Origin of the sequence: Streptomyces monashensis (assembly GCF_001866665.1) — a bacterium.
Classification (GTDB): domain Bacteria; phylum Actinomycetota; class Actinomycetes; order Streptomycetales; family Streptomycetaceae; genus Streptomyces; species Streptomyces monashensis.
Map to the genome: position 1 here is coordinate 134,809 of NZ_MLYO01000026.1, position 23,687 is coordinate 158,495.

Below are 23,687 nucleotides of genomic sequence, written 5' to 3' on the forward strand. Positions count from 1 at the left end.
GGTCCCGGTACGGACCCGCGGGTGCCGCACGCGTGTGCGTGCTTCGCCCATGCGCCCGCGGCGTAAACCGGCAACGGCGGCGGGGGACTTGGGCGGGAAGGCGGTGGGGTACTCGGCCCGATCCACGCGGGCAGGGAGCGTCGGTGCGGCGCGAGCGGCTCCGGGAGTGCGATCCTCCCTGCTGTGACGGAACCAACCCACGACGAGGCACACGGGGGCGCGCTCGGGGCGAGGCTGAACTGGCTGCGGGCCGCCGTGCTCGGCGCGAACGACGGCATCGTCTCCACCGCGGGCATCGTCGTCGGCGTGGCCGGCGCGACCCAGAGCCGGTCCGCCCTGCTCACCGCCGGACTCGCCGGGCTGCTCGCCGGGTCGATGTCCATGGCGGCCGGCGAGTACGTCTCCGTCTCCACCCAGCGGGACTCCGAGGTGGCCGCGCTGGCCGTGGAGAAACGCGAGCTGCGCGACCAGCCCGAGGCCGAACTGCGGGAGCTGACCGGCCTGTTGGAGGAGCGCGGGCTGAGCCGTGAAGTGGCCCGGGAGGCCGCGCAGCAGCTCACCGCGCGGGACGCGCTGCGGGCGCACGCACGCGTGGAGCTGGGCATCAACCCGGACGAGCTGACCAACCCCTGGCACGCGGCCTGGGCGAGCTTCACCGCCTTCACGGTGGGCGCGCTGCTGCCGCTGCTCGCCATCGTGCTGCCCCCGGCCGGTTGGCGGCTCCCCGTCACCGTCGTCTCCGTCCTGGCCGCCCTCGTCCTCACCGGCTGGGCCAGCGCCCGCCTCGGCGCGGCCCGCCCCGGGCGGGCGGTGCTGCGCAACGTGGTGGGCGGGGCCCTGGCGATGGGGGTCACCTATGCGGCGGGCAGCCTGCTGGGCGCGGCGGGCGCCTGACGAAGGGGCCACGAGGGCCGTACGGCGGCGATGGGCGGGCCGTGCGGGTGGCCTGGGTGTGACGGCGGGCCGTACGGGTGGCGGGGCGTCGGCCGGGGGCACCCTGGGCGCGCCGCCGGTGGTGACCGCGGCGTACCGTGAGGTGCGCCCGCACACCCCCGCGGGCGCCGCACGACCCCGCACGAGAAGGACCCTCGCCATGCGCGCCACCACCATCCACGCCCCGTACGACATGCGCGTGGAGGACGTCCCCGAGCCCGTGGTGCAACTGCCCACCGACGCCGTCGTCCGGGTGCTGCGCGCCTGCATCTGCGGCAGCGACCTGTGGGCCTACCGCGGCGAGGCTGCCCGGCAGCCGGGTCAGCGCATCGGGCACGAGTTCCTCGGCGTGGTCGAGGAGACCGGCGCCGAGGTGGGCACCGTCAGGCGCGGTGACCTGGTCGTCGCGCCCTTCATGTGGTCCGACGGCGTCTGCGACTACTGCCGCGAGGGTCTGACGACGTCCTGCGAGCACGGTGGTTTCTGGGGCTCCGTCGGCTACGACGGTGGCCAGGGCGAGGCCGTGCGCGTGCCCTTCGCGGACGGCACCCTGGTCCGGCTGCCCAAGGACGCGGCCTCCGACGACCACCTGCTGTCCGCCCTGCTGACCCTCTCCGACGTCCTCGGCACCGGCCACCACGCCGCGCTCGGCGCGGGCGCCCGGCCCGGTGCCACGGTCGCGGTCGTCGGGGACGGCGCGGTCGGCCTGTGCGCCGTGCTCGCCGCCAAGCGGCTCGGTGCCGAGCGGATCATCGCCCTCGGCCGGCACGAGGTCCGTACCGGCATCGCGCGCCGCTTCGGCGCCACCGACGTCGTCGCCGAGCGCGGGGACGCCGCCGTCGAGGCCGTCCGCGAACTCACCCGCGGGCAGGGCGCGCACGCCGTGGTCGAGGCCGTCGGCACCGAACAGTCCATGCGTACGGCCGTCAACATCACCCGCGACGGCGGCGCCATCGGCTTCGTCGGCGTGCCGCACGGCAGCGGCACCGGTCTGGACCTCGGCGTCATGTTCGACCGGAACATCGCCCTGCGCGGCGGTGTCGCCCCGGTCCGTGCCTACATCCCCGACCTGCTCCCCGACGTCCTCGACGGCACGATCGACCCCTCGCCGGTGTTCGATCTGACGGTCGGCATCGAGGGTGTGCCGGACGGATACAAGGCGATGGACGAGCGCACCGCCCTCAAGGTGCTCGTCACCAACGACTGAGTCCATAAGGAATGAATCCACGACGACTGAGTCAACGTCGCGATCAAGAGTTGATCCAGGCGGTCATCACGTCCAGCGGATCGGCAGCGGCAGCGCCGTGAGCAGGCCCGAGACCGCGACCACCGCGCCCAGGGCGATCACCTCGCCCCGCGCGGGCGCCGACGCGGTCAGCGGGTCCGGCGCGCGGCGCAGCCGGATCCGCGCCCAGAGGGCGAGCAGGGCGACGACGGCGACCAGGACGACCTTGGCCGACAGGGTGCGTCCGTACGCCGTCGTCGTCAGCTGGCCGAGAATCGTGGCCGCCGGCATCCGCCGCAGTGAACTGCACACGCCCGTCGCGGTGATGGCCGCGAGCAGCACGAGCGCCACGCGCGCGTAGCGGCCGAGCAGCGCGGCCCCCGCCGGGTCGCCGCGCCATGCCCCGAGCGTGCGCAGGGCGTACGGCAGACCGCCGGTCCACAGCGCCGCGCACGTCAGGTGCACCAGGGTGAGCGCCGCACCGGTGAGCGGGTCGTGCTCGGTGGCCGGATGCGCCCGCAGCGCCTCGGCGACCGTCACCGCGGCCAGCGGCCACACCTGCGCCGCCGGACGCGGCGAGAGTGCGCGGAGCCCCGCCAGCAGAAAGCCGTTGACCTCCACCAGGGCCAGCTTGCCGTCGCGGGAGCCGTACAGGCCGCCGACGTCGATCTGGCCGAGGCCGTGCGGGATCAGATCGCCGGCGGACACCACCGAGGCGAGCGCCAGCGCGGCGACGAGACCGGCCCCGGCGGCGCCCAGCTGCGGGGCCGCCCGGCCGGCGCGCCGGGCACGCGCGCGGCGAGCCCGCGCACGAACAACTCGCCCAGCGGCACGCTCAGCGCGCCGAACAGCACCGTGCGCAGCAGCCCGATGCCGCCCGCGCCCGGCGCGGCGGCCTCCCCGGTGCCGCGCAGCGCCGCCGCCGGCCCGAGCAGCGGGATCAGGGCGCCCAGCGCCGTCAGGACGAGGAGAGCGGCGGCCCGGCCGCTGCCGGACCGCCGGTCGGGGCCGCCCTCGTGGGTGGCCTCGGCGGCCGGTCGTGTCGCGCTCACCCCGCGATCCTCGCCAGCCGCCGCAGAACCGGGCAAGTCCCGGAAAACAACTGGGGCTACGGCATTCCACGCATACGTACGTTTCCGGCCGCCCGCGCGCTCACCACCAGCGGGCCGGGGACGACCCCCAGGGCACCGGGGCCGCCGCCCAGTCCCCGGGGCCGTCCGCGAAGCTCACCGGTGGCAGGGCGTGGCGCAGTCGGCCGAGCGGGCCGTCCGTCTCGGCCAGCCACGTGTCCGGGCCCCGGTACGGCGCGCCCGTGGCCGGAGTCGGCCGGATCCCGTCCGTCAGCCAGTGCGCGGTGCGGGCCAGCGCCAGCCGCACCGACCGGCCGCCGCCGTCGTACGACTGCTCGGTCAGCGCCCGCAGCACGGCCGCCGCCAGCAGATAGCCGGTGCCGTGGTCCAGGGCCTGCGCGGGCAGCGCACCCGGCGCCTCGGCCGAGCCCTCGGTCACGGCGATGCCGGTCGCGACCTGCACCAGGCTGTCGAAGCCGCGCCGCCCGCCCCACGGCCCGTACGCGCCCCACGCCGAGACCTGCGCCACCACCACCCCGGGCCGGCGCTCGGCCAGAGCCCGCGGCGAGAGCCCGAACGCGTCGAGGGCGCCGGGCCGGTAGCCGGTGACGACGACGTCCGCCGACGCCAGCAGCTCCTCGAAGGTGCCCCGGTCCGTGCGCAGGTCGAGGGCGGCGGACCGCTTGCCGAACCCCGTGTCGGCGTGCTGGTCGGGCAGTTCGGGCAGCCAGGGGGCGTCCACCCGCAGCACGTCCGCGCCCAGCAGGGCGAGGGTGCGGGTGGCGACGGGCCCGGCGAGGACCCGGGTCAGGTCCAGGACACGCAGCCCCGCGGCGGGCAGCAGCGGAGGGGCGGCGGGGCCGAGCGGCGCGAGCACGCGCGCGTGTGCGGAGTCCAGGCGGGCGTGCTCGACCAGCGGGCGGGCGGCCACCTCGGCGGCCTGCTCGGTAGCCGCCCACTCCTTCGGGGTGCGCAGGGCCACGGCGAGGCCGCCGGCGCCATGGACCGCCTCCTCGACCTCCAGGGCGGGCCGTTCGGCGAGCCGGGCGGCCGCCTGGTCCGCCGAGGCGTCCTCGGACAGGCCCAGCGCACCGAGCAACCGGGCCCGGTGGTGCGGGTAGTTGGCGTGGGTGCGCACCCAGCCGTCGGCCGTCCGCCAGAACCGTGACAGCGGTGCGAAGGCGACCGGGGCCCGGCCGTCGACCCGCAGGTGCCGCTCGCTGTGGAAGGCGGTGGCGACGGCGCCGTCGTCGACCCGGACGCCGGGCACCTCGGCGAGCCCGGCCCGGCGGGCCGCCAGCTCCGCGGCGGCCAGTGCACAGGCACCGGCACACGCGCGGGCCAGCTGCCGTACGGGCAGGCGCGCCGCGAGGGCGTCCGGGCGCTCGACCGTCGTCACCCGGGAGAGGAGGGCGGGATCGCCGCCCAGTGCGGTCCACGCGGACGCGATGTCCGCCGAGATGCCTGACGCGGTATCTGACGCGGTATCTGCCATGCATACACTATGCATTATTGATGAATCAACATTGATTCAATCAATCTAAGAGTCGACTCCGAGGGGAGTCGGGTGCGGCCAGTACAGGCTCACCTCCTTGCGGACGTCGGACGGCCGCAGCTGCCAGCCCTGCGCCTGGGCCCGCTCGGCGACGTAGCGGGCCCCCGCGCCCCGGTAGTCGCGTACGGGCACCGTCCACTCGCGCGGCACCCGCGGCTTCGGCGCCGAGACCTGGGCGGTGCGGCGCGCGACGGACTGGTCGACCAGCGTCCGGTAGTAGCCGGCGTCGCCCTCGTGCCGGAACTCCCGCCAGCCGACGTACCAACGGGGCAGCGCCGTCCGGGCGATGACCCGGTCGGCGAACCCGAGAGCGCGCTCCTCGAGCCGGTCGCTGAACGTCGTGACGATCTCCGCCAGCACCCCGGCGGCCAGCAGGAGGCCCCAGACGAGCACCACCAGCACCCAGTGCGCCGGGCGATAGACGGCGCTCGCCGCGAAGCGCCGCCTCAGCCATGCGCGGGGCCGCGGCGGCAACGGCTCCCAGGCGGCCGGATCTTGGTAGGAAAACATGACCGGATCATGTCGTACGGGTGGGTCGGCCGGAGCGCGCCCCTGCCAGCCCACCCGCCTCGGGCCCTGCGCGGCCACCTGGCCAACCGGGTCACCAGGTCACCGCGGCCAGCGCGTCCGCCCTGCCGTGGCCGTAGAAGCCGTTGTCGTTCTTCGCTCCCTCACACACCGCGTCGACCTTGCCGTCACCGTCGATGTCGTACGGGTCCGTGCACGGTACGGCGTCGGCCTCCGCGTAGAGCAGAGCCTTCACCAGGCTCGCCGGAGCGTGCGGATGCGTTGACTTGATCAATGCGGCAACACCCGCGACGTGCGGGGTCGCCATCGAGGTTCCCGCCATGTATCCCCATGTGCCGCCGGGCAGCGGGCCGAGGATGAGGCCGCTCGTCGCCGGGGGCTCCGGCTTCTGGTAGGCCGTAGAGTCCCCGCCCGGCGCGGCGATGTCGATCACGCCGAGGCCGTAGTTGGAGAACGACGACTTCAACCCCTTCGCGCCGGTCGCCGCGACCGTCACGACACCCGGCAGCTGGGTCGGTATGTCGTAGCACGTGTGCGGGTCGATCACACGGTCCGACGGGGTGCCGTCGTTCGGGGAGGCCTTGTCCGCGATCGAGTCGGACGCGAGGTCGTAGCGCTCGTTGCCCGCCGCCGCGACGTTGACCGTGCCCTTCCTCTCCGCGTACCGCGAGGCCCGGGTGATGGCGTCGACCAGTGCCCGCTGGTCCGGGTCGCCGGTGCAGTTGAAGTACCACGGGTCGGTGTAATAGCTGTTGTTGGTCACGTCGACGTGGTGCTCGGCCGCCCACATGAAGCCGCAGACCACGGCCTCGGTGTAGAAGTAGCCCTTCGGGTCGGCGACCTTGATGCCGGCCACCCTGACACCCGGCGCGACGCCCGTGACGCCGACACCGTTCTTCGCGGCCGCGATCTCACCGGCCACGTGGGTGCCGTGCGGGCTCTCCGACGCGCTCGGCCGCCAGGCCCCGTCCGTCGTGTCGGGCCTGCCGGACACGCAGTTGACCGAGTCCGCGCGGTTGAAGTTCGGTGCGATGTCCGGGTGGGTGTCGTCCACACCGGTGTCGATGACGGCGACCGTGACGTCGGGGCTGCCCAGGGTCTTCTCGTGCGCCTTGTCCGCCTTGATGGCCGGCAGGTCCCACTGCAACGGCTCCAGCGGGTCCTGGCCCGCCGTCGCCTCCGCGCCGGCCGCGGCGATCTCCTGGGCACTGAGCGCCTTCGGCGCACCCGTGTCCGTGGTGGACTGGGCGGGCAGCGGCGCGTTGCGCGTGGCCCCTGCCGAGTCCACCCCGCGCACCGCGCGCATCCGCGCGCCGAACTCGGGGTGCGCGGAGTGGACGACGAACACCCCGATCCTGTCGTAACCGGCCACGAGGGAACCGCCGTTGCGTGCGATCTCCCGGCGTACCGACTCGATCGTGCGGCGGTCGGTCCGGGTGTTGACGACGTACGCGAGGTTCGGACCGTTCTCCGCCGCCCGCGCCGCCGGTGCCGTGGCGGGCGCCGCCGAGGCCGCCGCCGGGAGGAAGCCGAGCGAGGCGGTCAGGGACAGCACAACGGGCACGGCGAGCGCGAGCCTGCGTCTGGAGTGCGAATGAGGCACAGGGTCTCCACATCATCCGGATACGGAACCGCCCGAGACACGGATGGCGCTCGGGCGGGTACATGACGGGTCGGTTGTGCATGGTGAAGCTATCCCGTCGGTTGCTGATCATCAATGACTTGGCAATGACTCGACAAGACCGCTTGCGGATCAACTCATAGGACTTGAACCGATCCTGGCGTGGCGCCGTGGACCTTGGGCAGGGAGCACGAGCACCATCAAGCCCCCCGTCGTCATGGCAACCGCGAACGCGAGGAGACTCCGTGGCCACCGAGACACCGCCCCCCGCACCGTCGGGGACATCCCTTCCCTCCACCGAGGAGTTCGCAGAGGTGCAGCAGAGCGCGGAGTTCGGTGAACTGCGCCGCGCCCACCGCTCCTTCGCCTTTCCCCTGACCATCGCCTTCACCGCCTGGTACCTGCTCTACGTGCTGCTCTCCAACTACGCGGAAGGCTTCATGGGCACGAAGGTGGCCGGCAACATCAACGTCGCCCTCGTCCTGGGCCTCGCCCAGTTCGTCACCACGTTCCTCATCGCCTGGTGGTACGCGCGGCGCGCGGCCGCACAGCTCGACCCCAAGGCCGAGGCCATCAAGTCCCGGATGGAGGGCGGCGCATGAGCCCCGCACAGCACACCCTGCTCGCGGCCGGCGAGGCGAGCCAACACCGGACGCTGATCGTCACCCTCTTCGCGGTGTTCGTCGCCGCGACCCTCGTCATCACCGTCTGGGCCGGCCGCCAGACCAAGGACGCCGCCGACTTCTACGCCGGCGGACGGCAGTTCACCGGCTTCCAGAACGGCCTCGCCGTCTCCGGCGACTACATGTCGGCCGCGTCCTTCCTCGGCATCGCCGGCGCCATCGCCCTCTTCGGCTACGACGGCTTCCTGTACTCCATCGGCTTCCTCGTCGCCTGGCTGGTCGCCCTGCTCCTGGTCGCCGAGCCACTGCGCAACTCCGGCCGCTACACCATGGGCGACGTCCTGGCGTACCGCATGCGCCAGCGCCCCGTCCGCACGGCGGCGGGCACGTCCACCATCGTCGTCTCGATCTTCTACCTGCTCGCGCAGATGGCCGGCGCGGGCGTCCTCGTCTCGCTCCTGCTCGGCATCACCAGCGACGGCGGCAAGATCGGCATCGTCGCCCTGGTCGGCGTCCTGATGATCGTCTACGTCACCGTCGGCGGCATGAAGGGCACCACATGGGTCCAGATGGTCAAGGCCGTCCTGCTGATCCTCGGCGCCCTGCTGCTGACCTTCCTGGTCCTGCTGAAGTTCCACTTCAACATCTCCGATCTGCTCGGCAAGGCGGCCGACAACAGCGGCAAGGGCACGGCGTTCCTGGAGCCCGGCCTGAAGTACGGCGCCACCGGCACCACCAAGCTGGACTTCCTCTCGCTCGGCCTCGCCCTGGTCCTCGGCACCGCGGGTCTGCCGCACATCCTGATCCGCTTCTACACCGTCCCCACCGCCAAGGCCGCCCGTAAGTCGGTCATCTGGGCCATCGGCCTGATCGGCGCCTTCTACCTGATGACCCTCGCGCTCGGCTTCGGCGCCGCGGCCCTCATCAAACCGGCCGAGATCATCGCCTCCAACAAGGCGGGCAACACCGCGGCCCCCCTCCTCGCCCTGCACCTCGGCGGCGTCGACTCCAACTGGGGCGCCGTGATGCTCGCCACCATCTCCGCGGTCGCCTTCGCCACGATCCTCGCGGTCGTCGCGGGCCTGACCCTGGCCTCCTCCTCGTCGTTCGCGCACGACATCTACGCCAACGTCATCAAGAAGGGACAGGCCACCGAGAAGCAGGAGCTCGGCGCGGCCCGCTGGGCGACGGTCGGCATCGGCGCGGTCTCCATCGTCCTCGGCGCCCTCGCCCGCGACCTGAACGTGGCCGGCCTCGTCGCGCTCGCCTTCGCCGTCGCCGCCTCGGCAAACCTGCCGACCATCCTCTACAGCCTCTTCTGGAAGCGGTTCACCACCGCCGGCGCCCTGTGGTCGATCTACGGCGGCCTGGTCACCGCGGTCGGCCTCGTGCTCTTCTCACCGGTGGTCTCCGGCAGCCCGGCCTCGATGTTCCCCGAGGTCGACTTCCACTGGTTCCCGCTGGAGAACCCCGGCATCATCTCCATCCCCGTCGGCTTCCTGCTCGGCGCCCTCGGCACCCTGCTGTCGAAGGAGACCCCGGACGCCGGCAAGTACGCCGAACTGGAGGTCCGCTCGCTGACCGGCACCGGAGCGCACTGACAGCGGTTCCCACGACGGCCGCGCCGTGCCGGACTGTACGGTCCTACGACGCGGCCTCGTCGTAGCTCGTGGGATCGGGCCGCTGTCGTTGTCAGTGGCGTCACGTAGGCTCGCCAGCGATGGACAATTGAGTGACCGAGAGGGAGGGGGCCCACGTGCTCATCGACACCTACGGCCGGGTGGCCACCGACCTGAGGGTCTCACTGACCGACAGGTGCAACCTGCGCTGCACCTACTGCATGCCCGAGGAGGGCCTGCAGTGGCTGGCCAAGCCCGACCTGCTCACGGACGACGAGATCGTCCGCCTCGTCGACATCGCCGTACGGCTGCTCGGCATCGAGGAGGTCCGCTTCACCGGCGGTGAGCCCCTGCTGCGCCCGGGCCTGGTCGGAATCATCGAGCGCGTCACGGCCCTCGCCCCCCGCCCCCAGACGTCGCTGACGACCAACGGCATCGGCCTCAAGCGCACCGCGGCGGCCCTGAAAGCAGCCGGCCTGGACCGGGTCAACGTCTCCCTGGACACCCTGCGCCCGGACGTCTTCAAGACCCTGACCCGCCGCGACCGGCACAAGGACGTCATCGAGGGCCTGGAAGCCGCCCACGCGGCCGGCCTCACCCCCGTGAAGATCAACTCTGTCCTGATGCCCGGCCTGAACGAGGACGAGGCCCCCGACCTGCTGGCCTGGGCGATCGAGTACGGCTACGAGCAGCGCTTCATCGAGCAGATGCCCCTCGACGCCCAGCACGGCTGGAAGCGCGAGGGCATGGTCACCGCCGGGGACATCCTCGCCTCCCTGCGCACCCGCTTCGACCTCACCCCCGAGGGCGCGGACGAGCGCGGCTCGGCCCCGGCCGAGCGCTGGCTGGTCGACGGCGGCCCGCACCGGGTCGGCGTCATCGCCTCGGTCACCCGCCCGTTCTGCGCGGCCTGCGACCGCACCCGCCTCACGGCCGACGGCCAGATACGCACCTGTCTGTTCGCCACCGAGGAGACCGACCTGCGCGGCGCCCTGCGCAGCGGCGCCTCCGACGAGGAGATCGCCCGCATCTGGAAGCTGGCGATGTGGGGGAAGAAAGCGGGAGCCGGTCTGGACGACCCGTCGTTCGTGCAGCCGGACCGGCCGATGTCCGCGATCGGCGGCTAGGACCCTTCGGGCGCTTCCCACTCCTCGAACAGCACGACGTCCTTGAGGAAACCCCGCACCCCGAGAAACTGCGAAAGATGCTCGCGGTGCTCCTCGCACGCGAGCCATGTCTTGCGCCGCTCCGGCGTGTGGATCTTCGGGTTGTTCCACGCCAGGACCCACACGGCGGCGGCACGGCAGCCCTTGGCGGAGCAGATCGGGATCTCTTCAGTCACGGGTTCGTCTCACAGAAAAGGGGCCGGAACAAGGCGACGCCGGGCAGCCACGGGGGGAGCTGCCCGGCGTCGGTCCGTCGCTCCGACGGGGGATGCGGAGCGCGTACGCAGTATGTCACGGGTACCCCATCACCCGGCACAGGAACTGCACGATTGATCTGAGCTTTTCCTGAGCTTCACGGGGAGCTCGAATTCCGCTTCCACCACTGCTCCGCGGACCGCACCGGGCGGATCACATGGGGTCGGGGCGCTCCCCCCGCGCTCCGGTCGGATGCGCCGAGGCTCCCTCCGCATCGGGCTGCTCCGGTGTGTCCTCGGTGCGCGGCGGCATGATCATCGGCTTCGCCGGCATGCTGACGAACGTCGACGGCAGGGACGGCGGCCGCTCCCGGCCGGCGTTCGCGATCACCACGGCGACGTAGGGGAGCAGCGCACCGAACACCAGCGCCACGATGGCGACGTACCGCTCGACGTTCCACAGGGCGACCGCGAGGATCACCGACACCGTGCGGACGGTCATCGAGATCACGTACCGCCGCTGCCGGCCCCGCACGTCCTCGGCGAGTCCCGTCCGGGCCCCGGTGATCCGGAACACCTGGACGCCGCCGCCGTGCTGTTTCCGCATCACAGTCCACCATCCGCCCGCATCGGACTCTCCCCGGCCCGCACCGTCGTCCGCACCCGGCCGGGAACCGGGCGGGGACACGTTCCACGGTACGCCGCGGCCAGGTCACCGACGAGACCGGGGCACCCACTGCCTGCGGCAATGCCCCCGTACCCGCCCGCGCGGGTGATTCCGACATGCGCCGTACGGCCTACCCGCCGACACTGGCCCTAATGCTCACGTCGAGCCGTTCGAGGAGGAGCCATGGGCTGGTTGTGGGCGATCATCGTGGGATTCGTGCTCGGCATCATCGCCAAGGCCGTCATCCCGGGCAAGCAGCACAGTCCGCTGTGGCTGACCACGATCTGCGGCATGCTCGGCGCGATCGTGGGCAACGCAGTCGCCCGTGCGCTCGGCGTCGCGGCGACCCGGGGCATCGACTGGAGCCGGCACATCTTCCAGATCGTGGCGGCGATCATCATCGTGGCCGCGGTGGACGCCCTCTACATGGCGACGCTGGGGAAGCGGAAGGCCCAGAGAACACCGGTGTGAGAACGCCCTGGACGGGAGTGCCCAAGGGGTGCGGGGCCGTGTCGGAACCCGCACCCCCGACGGCACTACCCGGCGACGACCTCCACCGCGGCCAGGTTCTTCTTCCCGCGCCGAAGCACCAGCCACCGCCCGTCCAGCAGATCCTCCTTCGCCGGGACGGCGTCCTCGGAGGCGACCTTCACGTTGTTCACGTAGGCACCGCCCTCCTTCACCGTCCGCCGCGCGGCGGACTTGCTGGCGACGAGACCGACCTCCGCGAACAGGTCGACCACCGGGCCCAGCTCGGCGACCCGGATGTGCGGCACCTCGGACAGCGCGGCGGCCAGCGTCGCGCCGTCCAGCTCCGCCAGCTCGCCCTGGCCGAAGAGGGCGCGGCTCGCGGCGATCACCGCGGCCGTCTGGCCGGCGCCGTGCACCAGCGTCGTCAGCTCCTCGGCGAGCGCGCGCTGCGCGGCCCGGGCCTGCGGACGCTCCTCGGTCTGCCGCTCCAGTTCCTCGATCTCCTCGCGGGACCTGAAGCTGAAGATGCGCAGGAACTTCGAGACGTCCCGGTCGTCCGCGTTCAGCCAGAACTGGTAGAACGCGTACGGCGTCGTCATCTCGGGGTCGAGCCACACCGTGCCGGACTCGGTCTTGCCGAACTTGGTGCCGTCCGCCTTGGTGATCAGCGGCGTGCCGAGCGCGTGCACCACGGCGTGCGGCTCGACCCGGTGGATCAGGTCGGTGCCCGACGTGAGGTTGCCCCACTGGTCGCTGCCACCGGTCTGCAGGGTGCAGCCGTACCGCCGGTACAGCTCCAGGAAGTCCATGCCCTGGAGGATCTGGTAGCTGAACTCGGTGTAGCTGATGCCCGCGTCGGAGTTGAGCCGCCGGGCGACGGCCTCCTTCGCGATCATCTTGTTGACCCGGAAGTACTTGCCGATGTCGCGCAGGAACTCGATGGCCGACAGACTCTGCGTCCAGTCGAGGTTGTTGACCATCACCGCGGCGTGCGGGCCCTCGAAGTCCAGCAGCGGCTCGATCTGCGCGCGCAGCCGCTCCACCCACTGGGCAACGATCTCGGGCGCGTTGAGCGTGCGCTCCGCGGTGGGCTTCGGGTCACCGATCAGACCGGTGGCACCCCCGACCAGGCCCAGCGGGCGGTTGCCCGCCTGCTGGATGCGGCGCATCGTCAGGATCTGCACGAGGTTGCCGAGGTGCAGGCTGGGCGCGGTCGGGTCGAAGCCGCAATAGAACGTGACGGGGCCGTCCGCGAACGCCTTGCGCAGTGCGTCCTCGTCCGTGGAGAGGGCGATGAGCCCGCGCCACTTCAGCTCGTCGACGATGTCCGTCACGGTTCTCGTATCTCCTTGCTGGTCGTCGGGCAGTCGAGCGACTGCCGCCTACGAGGTTATACGCCCTGACTGACAGAGCTCATATTGAAATCCGGGATGCGCAGGGCGGGCATCGCGGCCCGGGTGAACCAGTCGCTCCACTCGCGCGGCAGGGTCTTCTCGGTGCGCCCGGCCTCCGTGGCCCGTCGCAGCAGGTCCACCGGCGACTCGTTGAACCGGAAGTTGTTCACCTGCCCGGTCACCTCGCCGTTCTCCACGAGGTAGACGCCGTCCCGGGTCAGACCGGTCAGCAGCAGCGTCGCCGGGTCGACCTCGCGGATGTACCACAGGCACGTCAGCAGCAGCCCGCGCCCGGTGCCCGCGACCATGTCCTCCAGGGAGCGGTCGCCCCCGCCGTCCAGGATCAGGTTCCCGAGCGCCGGGGCGACCGGCAGCCCGGTCAGCTCCGCGCTGTGCCGGGTGGTCGTCAGATGCTTCAGCACCCCCTCGCCGACCCACTCGGTGGCGTGCGCCGGCAGTCCGTTGTCGAACACCGACTGGTCGCCGCCCGAGGAGTGGGCGACCACGAACGGCGCGCACTCCAGACCCGGCTCGTGCGGATCGCTGCGCAGCGTCAGCGGCAGCCCGCTCAGCCGGTCGCCCACGCGCGTGCCCCCGCCCGGCCTGGAGAACACCGTCCGGCCCTCGGCCGCGTCCCGGCCCGACGCCGACCACAGCTGGTAGATCAGCAGGTCCGCGACCGCGGTCGGCGGCAGCAGGGTCTCGTACCGGCCCGCGGGCAGTTCCACACGCCGCTCGGCCCAGCCGAGCCGTACGGCCAGCTCCGCGTCCAGGGCGGCCGGGTCGACGTCCTTGAAGTCCCGCGTGGAGTGGCCGGCCCAGGCCGAGCGCAGCCGGTCGGGCGACTTGGCGTTCAGCTCCAGCGTGCCGGTGGGCTGGTCGTGGCGCAGGCGCAGACCCGTGGACGTGCCCAGGTACGTCGACACCAGCTCGTGGTTGGCGAAGCCGTACAACTCACGGCCGCCCGCACGCGCGCGTGCGAACGCCTCGCCGAGCGCCGGGGCGAAGTCGGTGAAGACCGCAGAGGAGGTCTCGGCGGGCGCGTCCGTGAAGTCGGGGGACTCCGGCACCCCGCCGACCAGGGGCTGCGCGTCCTCGGCGGGCCCGGCGCCGCGCGCGGCGGCCTCGGCGGCCCGCACCAGCGGCTCCAGCTCCTCCGCCGTGACGGCCGACCGGGACACGACGCCCGAGGCCGTGCCCTCCTTGCCGGCCACGGTCGCGATCACGGTGAGCGTACGGCCGCGCGTCACGCCGTTGGTGGTGAGCGCGTTGCCCGCCCAGCGCAGGTTGGCCGTCGAGTACTCGTCGGCGATGACGACACAGCCGTCGGCCCGGGACAGCGCGAGCGCCTGCTCCACGACCTCGTGCGGCTTGTTGCTGCGGGCGCTCATCGACCGGCCTCCTGCGTGGTGTTCAGAATGTTGACGCCCTTGAAGAGGGCGGAGGGGCATCCGTGCGAGACGGCCGCGACCTGGCCGGGCTGTGCCTTGCCGCAGTTGAAGGCGCCACCGAGGACGTAGGTCTGCGGACCGCCCACCGCCGCCATCGAGCCCCAGAAGTCCGTCGTGGTCGCCTGGTACGCCACGTCCTTCAGCTGCCCGGTGATCCGCCCGTTCTCGATCCTGAAGAAGCGCTGCCCGGTGAACTGGAAGTTGTACCGCTGCATGTCGATCGACCAGGACCGGTCACCGACGACGTAGATGCCCCGGTCGACGCTCCCGATCAGGCCCTCCGTGGACAGCCCGGCGGGGTCCGGCCGGAGCGAGACGTTGGCCATGCGCTGCACCGGCACATGCCCGGGGGAGTCCGCGAACGCGCAGCCGTTGGAGCGGCCGAACCCGGTCAGCCTCGCGATCCTGCGGTCCAGCTGGTAGCCGACCAGCGTGCCGTCCTTGACCAGGTCCCAGGACTGCGCCGCGACGCCCTCGTCGTCGTAGCCGACGGTCGCGAGGCCGTGTTCGGCGGTGCGGTCGCCGGTGACGTTCATCAGCTCGGAGCCGTAACGCAGCTTGCCCAGCTGGTCGAAGGTGGCGAAGGAGGTGCCGGCGTAGGCGGCCTCGTAGCCGAGGGCACGGTCCAGCTCGGTGGCGTGGCCGATGGACTCGTGGATCGTCAGCCACAGGTTGGAGGGATCGACCACCAGGTCGTACAGCCCCGGCTCCACGCTCGGCGCCCGCATCTTCTCGGCGAGCAGCTCCGGGATCCGCTCCAGCTCGCCGTCCCAGTCCCAGCCGGTGCCGGTCAGGTACTCCCAGCCGCGTCCGACCGGCGGCGCGATGGTCCGCATCGAGTCGAACTCACCGCTGGACTCGTCCACCGAGACCGCCGTCAGCTCCGGGTGCAGCCGCACCCGCTGCTGGGTGGTCACGGTCCCCGCCGTGTCGGCGTAGAACTTGTTCTCGTGCACGGTGAGCAGCGAGGCGTCGACGTGGCTGACGCCCGGCGCGGCCAGCAGCCGCGCGCTCCACTCGGCCAGCAGCGCCGACTTCTCCTCGGCCGGCACGGAGAAGGGATCGATCTCGTACGACGAGATCCACGTCCTGTCGGCGTGCACGGGTTCGTCGGCCAGTTCCACCCTCTCCGCCGACCCGGCGGCCTTGATCACCTGGGCGGACAGCTTGGCCATCGCCACCGCCTGCGAGGCGACTCCGGCCGCCGCGTCCAGGGTCAGGTCGACCCCGGAGGCGAAGCCCCACGTGCCGCCGTGCACGACCCGGACCGCGTACCCGAGGTCGGTGGTGTCCGACGAGCCCGCGGGCTTGGCGTCCCGCAGCCGCCAGGACGCGCTGCGCACCCGCTCGAACCGGAAGTCCGCGTGCTCGGCCCCCAGCGCACGCGCGCGTGCCAGCGCCGCGTCGGCGAGGGCGCGCAGGGGAAGCGCTGTGAAGGCTTCGTCGATGGAATGGGGCACGGAGGTCTCCCTGCTGTCGTGGCCTGTCTGGTCCGATCATGTCGTGGACGCGCCCTCGGGGACTACACGGTTTCGGTCCCGCCTCGCTCCTTTCTGTAGGGACCCGACAGGGACTTCCCCGTGCCACTGTCGGTGCCCGCTTGCCCGGGCGCGCGGTGCTACCGATAGGTTTTCGATGAAGCCGCCTGTCATCGACGTGTTCGGGCGGGTGGGTCCCATGCTGCAGACCGCTATCGAAAGGGTGATCCGTTGAGCCGCTCGGTTCTCGTCACCGGAGGAAACCGGGGCATCGGCCTCGCCATCGCCCGCGCATTCGCCGACGCCGGCGACAAGGTCGCGATCACGTACCGTTCGGGCGAGCCGCCGGCCGGCTTCCTCGCCGTCAAGTGCGACATCACCGACCCGGAGCAGGTGGAGCAGGCCTACAAGGAGATCGAGGACCAGCACGGTCCGGTCGAGGTGCTGATCGCCAACGCCGGCGTCACCAGGGACCAGCTCCTGCTGCGCATGTCCGAGGAGGACTTCACCTCGGTCATCGACACCAACCTCACCGGCACCTTCCGCGTCGTCAAGCGCGCCAACCGCGGCATGCTGCGCGCCAAGAAGGGCCGCGTCGTCCTGATCTCGTCCGTGGTCGGCCTGCTCGGCTCGGCGGGGCAGGCGAACTACGCCGCCTCCAAGGCCGCCCTCGTAGGCTTCGCGCGCTCCCTCGCCCGTGAGCTGGGCTCGCGCAACATCACCTTCAACGTCGTCGCGCCCGGCTTCGTCGACACCGACATGACCAAGGCGCTCACCGACCAGCAGCGCGAGAACATCGTGTCTCAGGTGCCGCTCGGCCGTTACGCGCAGCCCGAGGAGATCGCCGCGACGGTGCGGTTCCTCGCCTCGGACGACGCCTCGTACATCACTGGAGCCGTCATCCCCGTTGACGGCGGACTGGGAATGGGTCACTGATCACCATGAGCGGAATCCTCGAGGGCAAGCGCGTCCTGATCACCGGTGTGCTGATGGAGTCCTCCATCGCCTTCCACGCGGCCAAGCAGGCCCAGGAGCAGGGCGCGGAGATCATCCTGACCGCGTTCCCGCGGCCCACCCTGACCGAGCGCATCGCCAAGAAGCTGCCGAAGCCCACCAAGGTCATCGAGCTGGACGTGACGAACGAGGAGCACCTCGGGCGGCTGGCCGACGTCGTGGGCGAGGAGCTGGGCGGCCTCGACGGTGTCGTGCACTCCATCGGCTTCGCGCCGCAGGACGCGCTCGGCGGCAACTTCCTGAACACGCCGTTCGAGTCCGTCGCCACGGCCATGCACGTCTCGGCGTACTCCCTGAAGTCGCTCACCATGGCCTGCCTGCCGCTGATGCAGAACGGCGGCTCGGTCGTGGGCCTGACCTTCGACGCCCAGTTCGCCTGGCCGCAGTACGACTGGATGGGCCCGGCCAAGGCCGCCCTGGAGGCCACCAGCCGCTACATCGCGCGTGACCTGGGCAAGCAGAACATCCGCTGCAACCTCATCTCCGCGGGCCCGATCGGCTCGATGGCCGCCAAGTCCATTCCGGGCTTCGGCGAGCTGGCCGCCGTGTGGGACAGCCGCTCCCCGCTGGAGTGGGATCTGAAGGACCCGGAGCCGGCCGGCAAGGGCATCGTCGCCCTGCTGAGCGACTGGTTCCCGAAGACCACCGGCGAGATCATCCACGTCGACGGCGGACTGCACGCGATCGGCGCGTGACGCTGCCGCCGAGCCCTGGTCGATGACCGAGGCCCGCTCCCCTTGTCGGCGGTTTCCAAGGGGTGCGGGCCTCGGTCGTACCGGGTGAGCGGCAGGGAGGCGGTGGGGACTGTGCGTCGCCGACTGCGGGCCGTTCCGTGGCTGGCCGCGCGGTTTCCCGCGCCCCTGGGGTGGCTGGTATCACCCGTTCGGCCCACCCGCCGGGCGGCCGGCCCGCCCCACGGCGCACTCTGGATTACGCGTTCACCTCACGCGATCCCGTCGGGGCCGGCAGAGGAGGTCCCCTTGTGCGCCTGCCCGGAAGCCTGGCTCCGGTGACCGTGGCCCTGGCCTTCGTACTCTGTCTGCCGTACGACGCGATGCCCTGCGCGCGCGTGGACGGCGCGAAGCCGCCCGCGCCGAACCTCTTCGGCGCCGCCTGCCGGACGGCCGTCCACGGCTCCCACGTGGTGGCCTACTGCCACAATCCCTACGTCGACACCGACCGCGTACGCCTGCACATCAAGTGCGCGCAGTGGTGGGACATCGGCACCGACAGCGCACCGGTGGACACCCCGCCCGCCCTGACCGTACGGCTCACGGGCCGGTGCTGGAAGGGCGTCCGCGCGGTCTGGATCAGCCACCAGAGGGAGCGCTGAACCGGCCCGGCCGGCACAGGAACGGATAGCTCGCCGCCTCGGCCGCGGCCGCCTCCTTGTCCCCCTCGCGGATCGCGTCCACCAGCCGGGTGTGGTCCATGTGCGTCTCCGGGGTCAGCTCCGCCCCCACGTCCGCGCGCAGCCAGTCCCGCAGCACCTCGCCCAGGTCGGCGTACACCGCCGTCATGGCGTCGTTGTGGGAGGCGGCCACGACGGCCAGGTGGAAGGTGGCGTCGGCGGCCACGAACGCCTCCGCCTCGCCCGTCTCCCAGGCCTCCTCGCGCCGCTGCATGAGAGCGTCCAGCTGCTTGAGGTCCTTCTCGGTACGCCGCTCGGCGGCCAGCTTGGCCGCGGCCGACTCGAGCGCGGCGCGCAGTTCGGCGATGTGCCGAGGGTCGGCGTCGGCGAACCGGCGGTGCATCACCCCGGCCAGCTCACTCGTCGCCACCACGTACGTGCCCGAGCCCTGCCGGATGTCCAGCAGCCCGTTGTGCGCCAGCGCGCGCACGGCCTCGCGGACCGTGTTGCGGGCGACCCCCAGCTGCTCGACGAGCTCCGGTTCCGTCGGGATGCGTGCGCCGACCGGCCACTCGCCGGAGGTGATCTGGTTGCGCAGTTCGGCGATGACCTGCTCGGACAGCGCCGAACGGCGCGGATGGCTCAGGGGCATGGCCCACCTTCGCACGACGGGCCCGGATCCGGCCGACCCGGGAATGGACAGTGAATCATCCCATCATTCTATGATGGGTCTCATGGCTAGTGAGGAAACCCGGACAGCCGACGCCCGGACAGCGGGCACCCGTACGGCGATGTCGTCCGCATCCACGTCATCCACCGGACGCGGTGCCGAGGGCGGCGCCCCCGAGACGACTCCCGGCGCGGGCCGCACGCGCGCGTGGGCGACACGGCTGGTCGTCCTCGGCATCGTGCTGTCCGCGCTGAACCTCCGCCCGGCCATCACGAGCCTCGGCGCCCTCCTGGAGGAGGTCCGCGACGGGCTCGGCATGAGCGGCAGCGTGGCGGGTCTGCTCACCTCCGTGCCCCCGCTCTGCTTCGCCGTCTTCGGCATCACCGCCCCCCGCCTGGCCCGCCGCTTCGGCCCGGCCGCCGTGGTCTGCGCCGGCATGGTCGCCATCACGACGGGCCTGCTGATACGGCCGTACGTCGGCAGCACCGCCGGCTTCCTGGCCGCCAGCGCGCTCGCCCTCATGGGCATCGCGGTCAGCAACGTACTCATGCCCGTCATCGTCAAGCGCTGGTTCCCCGACCGCGTCGGCTCCATGACCGGCCTGTACTCGATGGCCCTCGCCATGGGCACCTCCCTCGCCGCCGCGATCACCGTGCCGCTGACCGACGCGATGGGCGGCGGCTGGCAGCCCGGCCTCGCCGTGTGGGCCGGCCTCGCGGCCGCCGCCGTCCTGCCCTGGCTGCCGCTCGTGCGCGACCGAGGGGCCGCTCCCGGGCGGCCGCGGCCGGAGCAGGCGCGCACGGCCGCCGCGGCGGCCGAGGAACAGCCCGCGCCTCTGCGCATCACCCGCAGTCGCACCGCGTGGGCGCTCGCCGTCTTCTTCGGCCTCCAGGCCACCGCCGCCTACATCACCATGGGCTGGATGGCGCAGATCTTCCGGGACGCCGGTGTCGCGGCCGGTACCGCGGGCCTGCTCCTCGCCGTCACCATGGTGATGGGCGTGCCGCTGGCCTTCGTCATCCCGCGCGTCGCCACACGGCTGCCGCACCAGGGGTCGATCGTGCTGGTCCTCGGCGTGTGCGGGCTCGCCGGATACGCCGGGCTGTACCTCGCGCCGGCCGGCGGTGCCTGGGCCTGGGCGGTGCTGCTGGGCATCTCCAACTGTGCCTTCCCGCTGGCCCTGACCATGGTCGGCATGCGGGCCCGGAGCGGTGCCGGGGTGGCCCAGCTGTCCGCGTTCGCGCAGAGCACCGGCTATCTGATCTCCATCCCGGGCCCGCTGCTGGTCGGCGTGCTCTATCAGCAGAGCGGTGGCTGGGGGCTGCCGATCGCCCTCATGGCGGGCCTGATGGTGCCGCAGATGGTGGTCGGCTTCCTGGCGGGCCGCAACCGCACCGTGGAGGACGAGGCGGCGGCCCACTGAGCGGCCCCCCCCGCGCGTGCCGTCACGGCGCCACGCTGAGCGGCCACCCCGGCGCCGCGCGCGCGGGGGACCGGTGCGAGACTGACGGCATGCAGCCTGTGCTCGATCCGAACCCGCAGAACGGCCAGAAGAAGATGCTGATCGTCTTCGGCTCGTTCTTCGCCATCTTCGCCGTCATCGCCGTCATCGCGATCATCGCCTCCCCGTGAGGGCCGCCCGGAGGCCGTCCGTCCCGGCGGATGGTGGGGCTGGCTCCACCATCCCCTAGGGGGTAAGCGTCAGGGTGAAGTGGGTGGATCTCCGGATGGGCGCAGGGACGCTGATTCCGTAGCTTCGAGTGGTGACCGCGCGAGGCGGCCACGGACCCGCCCGAAGACCCGCGGAGGCGATCATGCCGGCCCGTATCCACTCCCGGCCCCACCCGGCGACCCCGGGCGGCGTCGACATCCGTCTGCGCTGGTGGGCCCTCGCCCTGCCCGCGCTCGCGTTCGTCGCGCTGCTGCTGCTCATACTGAACCCGTCGGACGCGCACGCGGCGGGCGGCGACCCCACGATCGCGCACCTCTTCGAACGCGCCCAGCGACTCCTCGCGCGCTGACCCGGCGCCCCGTGCGCGGGTGATCCCGCACATCAACTCCCTGCACCACCTGGCTTGTTTCATGCGAAGCTGGGTTTCATGAGCGTTGAAGAACCTCGCAAGATCGTCCTCCTCCGGCATGCGAAGGCCGACTGGGGCCAGGAAGCGGACTACGAACGGCCCCTCGCCGAGCGCGGCCGCCAGGACGCCCCCGTCGCGGGCCGCAAGCTGGCCGATGCAGGGATCACCTTCGACCTGGCCCTGTGCTCCACCGCCGCCCGGACCCGCGAGACCTGGAAGCTCGCCGTCCACGAGCTCGCGCAGCGACCGAGGACCGTCTACGAGGAGCGGATCTACGAGGCGTCCCTGGGCGAGCTGATCGCGCTGCTCAACGAGACCCCGGACGACGTGCGCAACCTCGTCCTGATCGGCCACAACCCCGGGATCCACGCCCTCGCCGACGCCCTCGCGGGCGAGACCGAGGGCGAGAGCCTCCCCCGGATGAACCGCAGCGGCTTCCCGACCGCCGCCTTCGCGGTGCTCACCTTCGAGGGCTCCTGGAAGTCCGTGGAGCACGGCGTGGCCAGGCTGGTCGACTTCTGGGCCCCGCACAGCTGACGTCGCAGAACAGAGCGGCACACGAAGGGCCCGGTATCCCCGCGCGCGGGGATACCGGACCCTTCGTCGTATGCGCGCCGTATGCGGGCCGTGTGCGGGCTGCCGGAGCGGATCGGTGGCAGGGCATGGGCGGCGGGGGACGAGCGGAAGGGGACCGGCCGCTCAGCCCTCGTCGTGCGTGTCGGCCGCCTCGACCTCTTCGCGGGTGATGCCCAGCAGGTACAGCACGGTGTCGAGGAAGGGGAAGTTCACCGCCGTGTGCGCCGCCTCGCGGACCACCGGCTTGGCATTGAAGGCCACGCCCAGACCGGCCGCGTTCAGCATGTCGAGATCGTTGGCACCGTCGCCGATCGCCACGGTCTGCGACAGCGGCACCCCGGCCTCGGCGGCGAACCGGCGCAGCAGTCGCGCCTTGCCCGCCCGGTCCACGATCTCGCCGGTCACCCGGCCGGTGAGCTTCCCGTCGACGATCTCCAGCGTATTGGCCTGCGCGAAGTCCAGGCCCAGCCGTTCCTTCAGATCGTCCGTGACCTGGGTGAAGCCGCCGGAGACCACGCCGACCTGGTAGCCGAGTCGTTTCAGCGTGCGGATCAGGGTGCGCGCGCCCGGCGTCAGCCGGACCTCGTTGCGCACCTTCTCCACGACGGAGGCGTCCAGCCCCTTCAGCAGCGCCACGCGCGCGTGCAGTGACTGCTCGAAGTCCAGCTCCCCGCGCATCGCCGCCGCCGTCACCTCGGCGACCTTGTCCGCGCAGTCGGCGTGCGCCGCGAACAGCTCGATGACCTCGTCCTGGATCAGCGTGGAGTCCACGTCCATGACGACCAGTCGCTGGGCCCGCCGGTGCAGGCCCGCCGAGACGACCGCGATGTCGACACCCAGTGCCGCCGCGTCGGACGCCAGAGCCGTGCGCAGCGGCTCGGTCTCCACCCCGGAGATCGCGAACTCCACGGCTGTCACCGGGTACTTGGCGAGCCGGAAGATACGGTCGATGTTGCCGCCGGTCTTCGCGATCCGCCCGGCCACGGCGGCCGTCGACTCGGCGGTGAGCGGATGGCCGAGCACGGTCACCAGGGAGCGCCCGAGACCACGCGGACGGTTGTCGCCGTGCCCCGAGATGATCTCCGCCTGCATCTTCACCGACTCGGCCCAGCTGTGCACGGTGGCCCGCAGGTCGCCCTCCAGACCGGCCGGCGGCTGGGTCACCAGCGCGCACAGCACCAGCCGGCCCCGGGTGACGACCTGCTCGATGTCGACCACGTCGACGAGGTAGGCGGCGAGGGTGTCGAAGAGCCCGGCCGTGATGCCCGGCCTGTCCTTGCCGAAGATCTTGACGAGGAGAGTGGGGGCCTCGGGGGTCTGCGAAGCGGCGGTCTGCGAAGCGCTCATGGTGTCACCACCGTATCCGGCACCCAGTGCCCAGCGCCGCCGAGGTCCGCCTGACGGACACGGAACAATGGATGTCGGGCGGGTATCAGGAATCTTGCCACCGCACGAAGGGCGGCGGCGAGTGCGCTGCGCGGGCGGGTGGTGGAGCCACCGGTCATCCCGTGCGCTTCGGTTTCCCCGGTGGTCGCGGTGGTCGCGGTGGTGGCAGGGGTGGCGGGGGCGGCGGTGGCCACTGCGTGCGCTCCGGCCCCGGTGAGGGGGCGTCCGGCCGTGGGGCGGGACGGCGCCGAGGGCGCGGGGGAGCAGGGCCGAGGGGTCCGTCGATGGTCGGTGCGCCGTACACGCCGTACGCCTCGTCCCGAGTCCCTGGCGAACCGCCCCCGGCCCGCGACACGTCGTCCTCGGCTCCCGGTGGCCCGCCCGCGCCCCTCGGCGGTCGTGCGTCCTGCGGCTCCTCGCGCGGTACTCCCGGCACCCGGAGGTACGGATTGGTGTCCGGGTTCGGCGGCCGGTACGGCACGCTCGGCACATACGGTCCCGCGCCGTCGCCGTGCCCCGTGGGCGCTGCCTCTCCGTCGTCCCCCGCGCCCCCGCCCACCTGCGCGGCCTCCCCCCTCCCCGCGACCCTCCGAGCCGCCCACACCGCCCCGGAC

Annotated in this window: 23 protein-coding genes and 1 pseudogene; 13 read left to right on the top strand and 11 right to left on the bottom strand. The window is 72.2% G+C overall.

The window, feature by feature from the left end; all coding sequences use genetic code 11:
• The first annotated feature begins 183 nt into the window (after positions 1–183).
• Entirely contained in the window at positions 184–894 is a 711-nt protein-coding gene (locus tag BIV23_RS16705) for a VIT1/CCC1 transporter family protein (RefSeq protein WP_071381646.1), read from the top strand.
• 199 nt (positions 895–1,093) lie between these two features.
• Positions 1,094–2,140: a zinc-dependent alcohol dehydrogenase family protein gene (locus tag BIV23_RS16710; RefSeq protein ID WP_071381647.1), complete on the top strand. Its 1,047-nt coding sequence runs from the start codon at positions 1,094–1,096 to the stop codon at positions 2,138–2,140.
• A 66-nt stretch (positions 2,141–2,206) separates the two neighbouring features.
• Here the strand turns inward: BIV23_RS16710 and BIV23_RS16715 are convergent.
• The 4 genes and pseudogenes from BIV23_RS16715 to BIV23_RS16730 all read right to left on the bottom strand — a co-directional run bounded on the left by BIV23_RS16715 (position 2,207) and on the right by BIV23_RS16730 (position 6,914).
• Positions 2,207–3,210: pseudogene (locus tag BIV23_RS16715) on the bottom strand (CopD family protein).
• Positions 3,211–3,310: 100 nt separating this feature from the next.
• Entirely contained in the window at positions 3,311–4,723 is a 1,413-nt protein-coding gene (locus BIV23_RS16720; protein ID WP_071381648.1) for a CoA transferase, read from the bottom strand.
• A gap of 45 nt (positions 4,724–4,768) precedes the next feature.
• Positions 4,769–5,293, bottom strand: a complete 525-nt coding sequence (locus BIV23_RS16725; protein WP_071381649.1) for a hypothetical protein — start codon at positions 5,291–5,293, stop codon at positions 4,769–4,771.
• A gap of 91 nt (positions 5,294–5,384) precedes the next feature.
• Entirely contained in the window at positions 5,385–6,914 is a 1,530-nt protein-coding gene (locus tag BIV23_RS16730; RefSeq protein ID WP_071381650.1) for a S8 family peptidase, read from the bottom strand.
• Between the two features lie 263 nt (positions 6,915–7,177).
• Between BIV23_RS16730 and BIV23_RS16735 the strand changes: the two genes are divergently transcribed.
• From BIV23_RS16735 to moaA, 3 genes are all read left to right on the top strand, one after another.
• On the top strand, positions 7,178–7,534 hold the full coding sequence (locus BIV23_RS16735) for a DUF485 domain-containing protein (protein WP_071381651.1): 357 nt from the start codon (positions 7,178–7,180) through the stop codon (positions 7,532–7,534).
• Positions 7,531–9,156, top strand: coding sequence for a solute symporter family protein (locus BIV23_RS16740; RefSeq protein WP_071381652.1), 1,626 nt, complete (start codon positions 7,531–7,533; stop codon positions 9,154–9,156). Before BIV23_RS16735 ends, BIV23_RS16740 begins: the two co-directional genes overlap by 4 nt.
• 155 nt (positions 9,157–9,311) lie before the next feature.
• The gene (moaA, locus tag BIV23_RS16745) at positions 9,312–10,301 is read left to right on the top strand and encodes a GTP 3',8-cyclase MoaA (RefSeq protein ID WP_071381678.1); all 990 of its coding nucleotides are present in this window, start codon (positions 9,312–9,314) and stop codon (positions 10,299–10,301) included.
• Here the strand turns inward: moaA and BIV23_RS16750 are convergent.
• Positions 10,298–10,516: a hypothetical protein gene (locus tag BIV23_RS16750; RefSeq protein ID WP_071381653.1), complete on the bottom strand. Its 219-nt coding sequence runs from the start codon at positions 10,514–10,516 to the stop codon at positions 10,298–10,300. The genes moaA and BIV23_RS16750 overlap by 4 nt on opposite strands.
• Positions 10,517–10,748: 232 nt before the next feature.
• Positions 10,749–11,141: a DUF3099 domain-containing protein gene (locus tag BIV23_RS16755; RefSeq protein ID WP_071381654.1), complete on the bottom strand. Its 393-nt coding sequence runs from the start codon at positions 11,139–11,141 to the stop codon at positions 10,749–10,751.
• Between the two features lie 243 nt (positions 11,142–11,384).
• Between BIV23_RS16755 and BIV23_RS16760 the strand changes: the two genes are divergently transcribed.
• Positions 11,385–11,672, top strand: coding sequence for a GlsB/YeaQ/YmgE family stress response membrane protein (locus tag BIV23_RS16760; protein ID WP_071381655.1), 288 nt, complete (start codon positions 11,385–11,387; stop codon positions 11,670–11,672).
• 65 nt (positions 11,673–11,737) lie between these two features.
• Here the strand turns inward: BIV23_RS16760 and tyrS are convergent, their stop codons facing one another.
• The 3 genes from tyrS to BIV23_RS16775 are packed head-to-tail and all read right to left on the bottom strand — an operon-like array spanning position 11,738 to position 15,977.
• The gene (gene tyrS / locus BIV23_RS16765) at positions 11,738–13,006 is read right to left on the bottom strand and encodes a tyrosine--tRNA ligase (RefSeq protein WP_071381656.1); all 1,269 of its coding nucleotides are present in this window, start codon (positions 13,004–13,006) and stop codon (positions 11,738–11,740) included.
• A 56-nt stretch (positions 13,007–13,062) separates the two neighbouring features.
• The gene (locus tag BIV23_RS16770) at positions 13,063–14,457 is read right to left on the bottom strand and encodes a metallopeptidase TldD-related protein (protein WP_071381657.1); all 1,395 of its coding nucleotides are present in this window, start codon (positions 14,455–14,457) and stop codon (positions 13,063–13,065) included.
• Complete coding sequence (locus tag BIV23_RS16775) at positions 14,454–15,977, bottom strand: TldD/PmbA family protein (RefSeq protein WP_071381658.1); 1,524 nt, start codon at positions 15,975–15,977, stop codon at positions 14,454–14,456. The genes BIV23_RS16770 and BIV23_RS16775 overlap by 4 nt, the downstream gene beginning before the upstream one ends.
• A 249-nt stretch (positions 15,978–16,226) precedes the next feature.
• Between BIV23_RS16775 and fabG the strand changes: the two genes are divergently transcribed.
• From fabG to BIV23_RS16790, 3 genes are all read left to right on the top strand, one after another.
• A complete protein-coding gene (gene fabG / locus BIV23_RS16780) occupies positions 16,227–16,931 on the top strand; it encodes a 3-oxoacyl-[acyl-carrier-protein] reductase (protein WP_071381659.1) in 705 nt (234 codons plus the stop codon).
• A gap of 5 nt (positions 16,932–16,936) precedes the next feature.
• Positions 16,937–17,704, top strand: coding sequence for an enoyl-ACP reductase FabI (fabI, locus tag BIV23_RS16785; protein ID WP_071381660.1), 768 nt, complete (start codon positions 16,937–16,939; stop codon positions 17,702–17,704).
• A 287-nt stretch (positions 17,705–17,991) separates the two neighbouring features.
• Positions 17,992–18,342 (top strand): hypothetical protein, encoded by a 351-nt coding sequence (locus BIV23_RS16790; protein ID WP_071381661.1) that lies wholly within the window; start codon positions 17,992–17,994, stop codon positions 18,340–18,342.
• On the opposite strand, the gene BIV23_RS16795 is transcribed toward BIV23_RS16790, so the two are convergent.
• A complete protein-coding gene (locus BIV23_RS16795) occupies positions 18,320–19,012 on the bottom strand; it encodes a FadR/GntR family transcriptional regulator (RefSeq protein ID WP_071381662.1) in 693 nt (230 codons plus the stop codon). The two genes, BIV23_RS16790 and BIV23_RS16795, sit on opposite strands and share 23 nt — an antisense overlap.
• A gap of 139 nt (positions 19,013–19,151) precedes the next feature.
• On the opposite strand from BIV23_RS16795, the gene BIV23_RS16800 reads away from it, so the two are divergent.
• From BIV23_RS16800 to BIV23_RS16810, 4 genes are all read left to right on the top strand, one after another.
• Entirely contained in the window at positions 19,152–20,453 is a 1,302-nt protein-coding gene (locus BIV23_RS16800; RefSeq protein WP_071381663.1) for a CynX/NimT family MFS transporter, read from the top strand.
• Between the two features lie 89 nt (positions 20,454–20,542).
• Positions 20,543–20,662, top strand: a complete 120-nt coding sequence (locus BIV23_RS53215; RefSeq protein WP_256255592.1) for an SGM_5486 family transporter-associated protein — start codon at positions 20,543–20,545, stop codon at positions 20,660–20,662.
• A gap of 182 nt (positions 20,663–20,844) precedes the next feature.
• Complete coding sequence (locus BIV23_RS16805; protein ID WP_071381664.1) at positions 20,845–21,051, top strand: hypothetical protein; 207 nt, start codon at positions 20,845–20,847, stop codon at positions 21,049–21,051.
• A 78-nt stretch (positions 21,052–21,129) separates the two neighbouring features.
• Positions 21,130–21,648 (top strand): SixA phosphatase family protein, encoded by a 519-nt coding sequence (locus BIV23_RS16810; RefSeq protein WP_071381665.1) that lies wholly within the window; start codon positions 21,130–21,132, stop codon positions 21,646–21,648.
• A 162-nt stretch (positions 21,649–21,810) separates the two neighbouring features.
• Here BIV23_RS16810 and serB read toward each other — a convergent pair whose 3' ends face one another.
• Positions 21,811–23,034, bottom strand: coding sequence for a phosphoserine phosphatase SerB (gene serB / locus BIV23_RS16815; protein WP_071381666.1), 1,224 nt, complete (start codon positions 23,032–23,034; stop codon positions 21,811–21,813).
• Between the last annotated feature and the right edge of the window lie 653 nt (positions 23,035–23,687).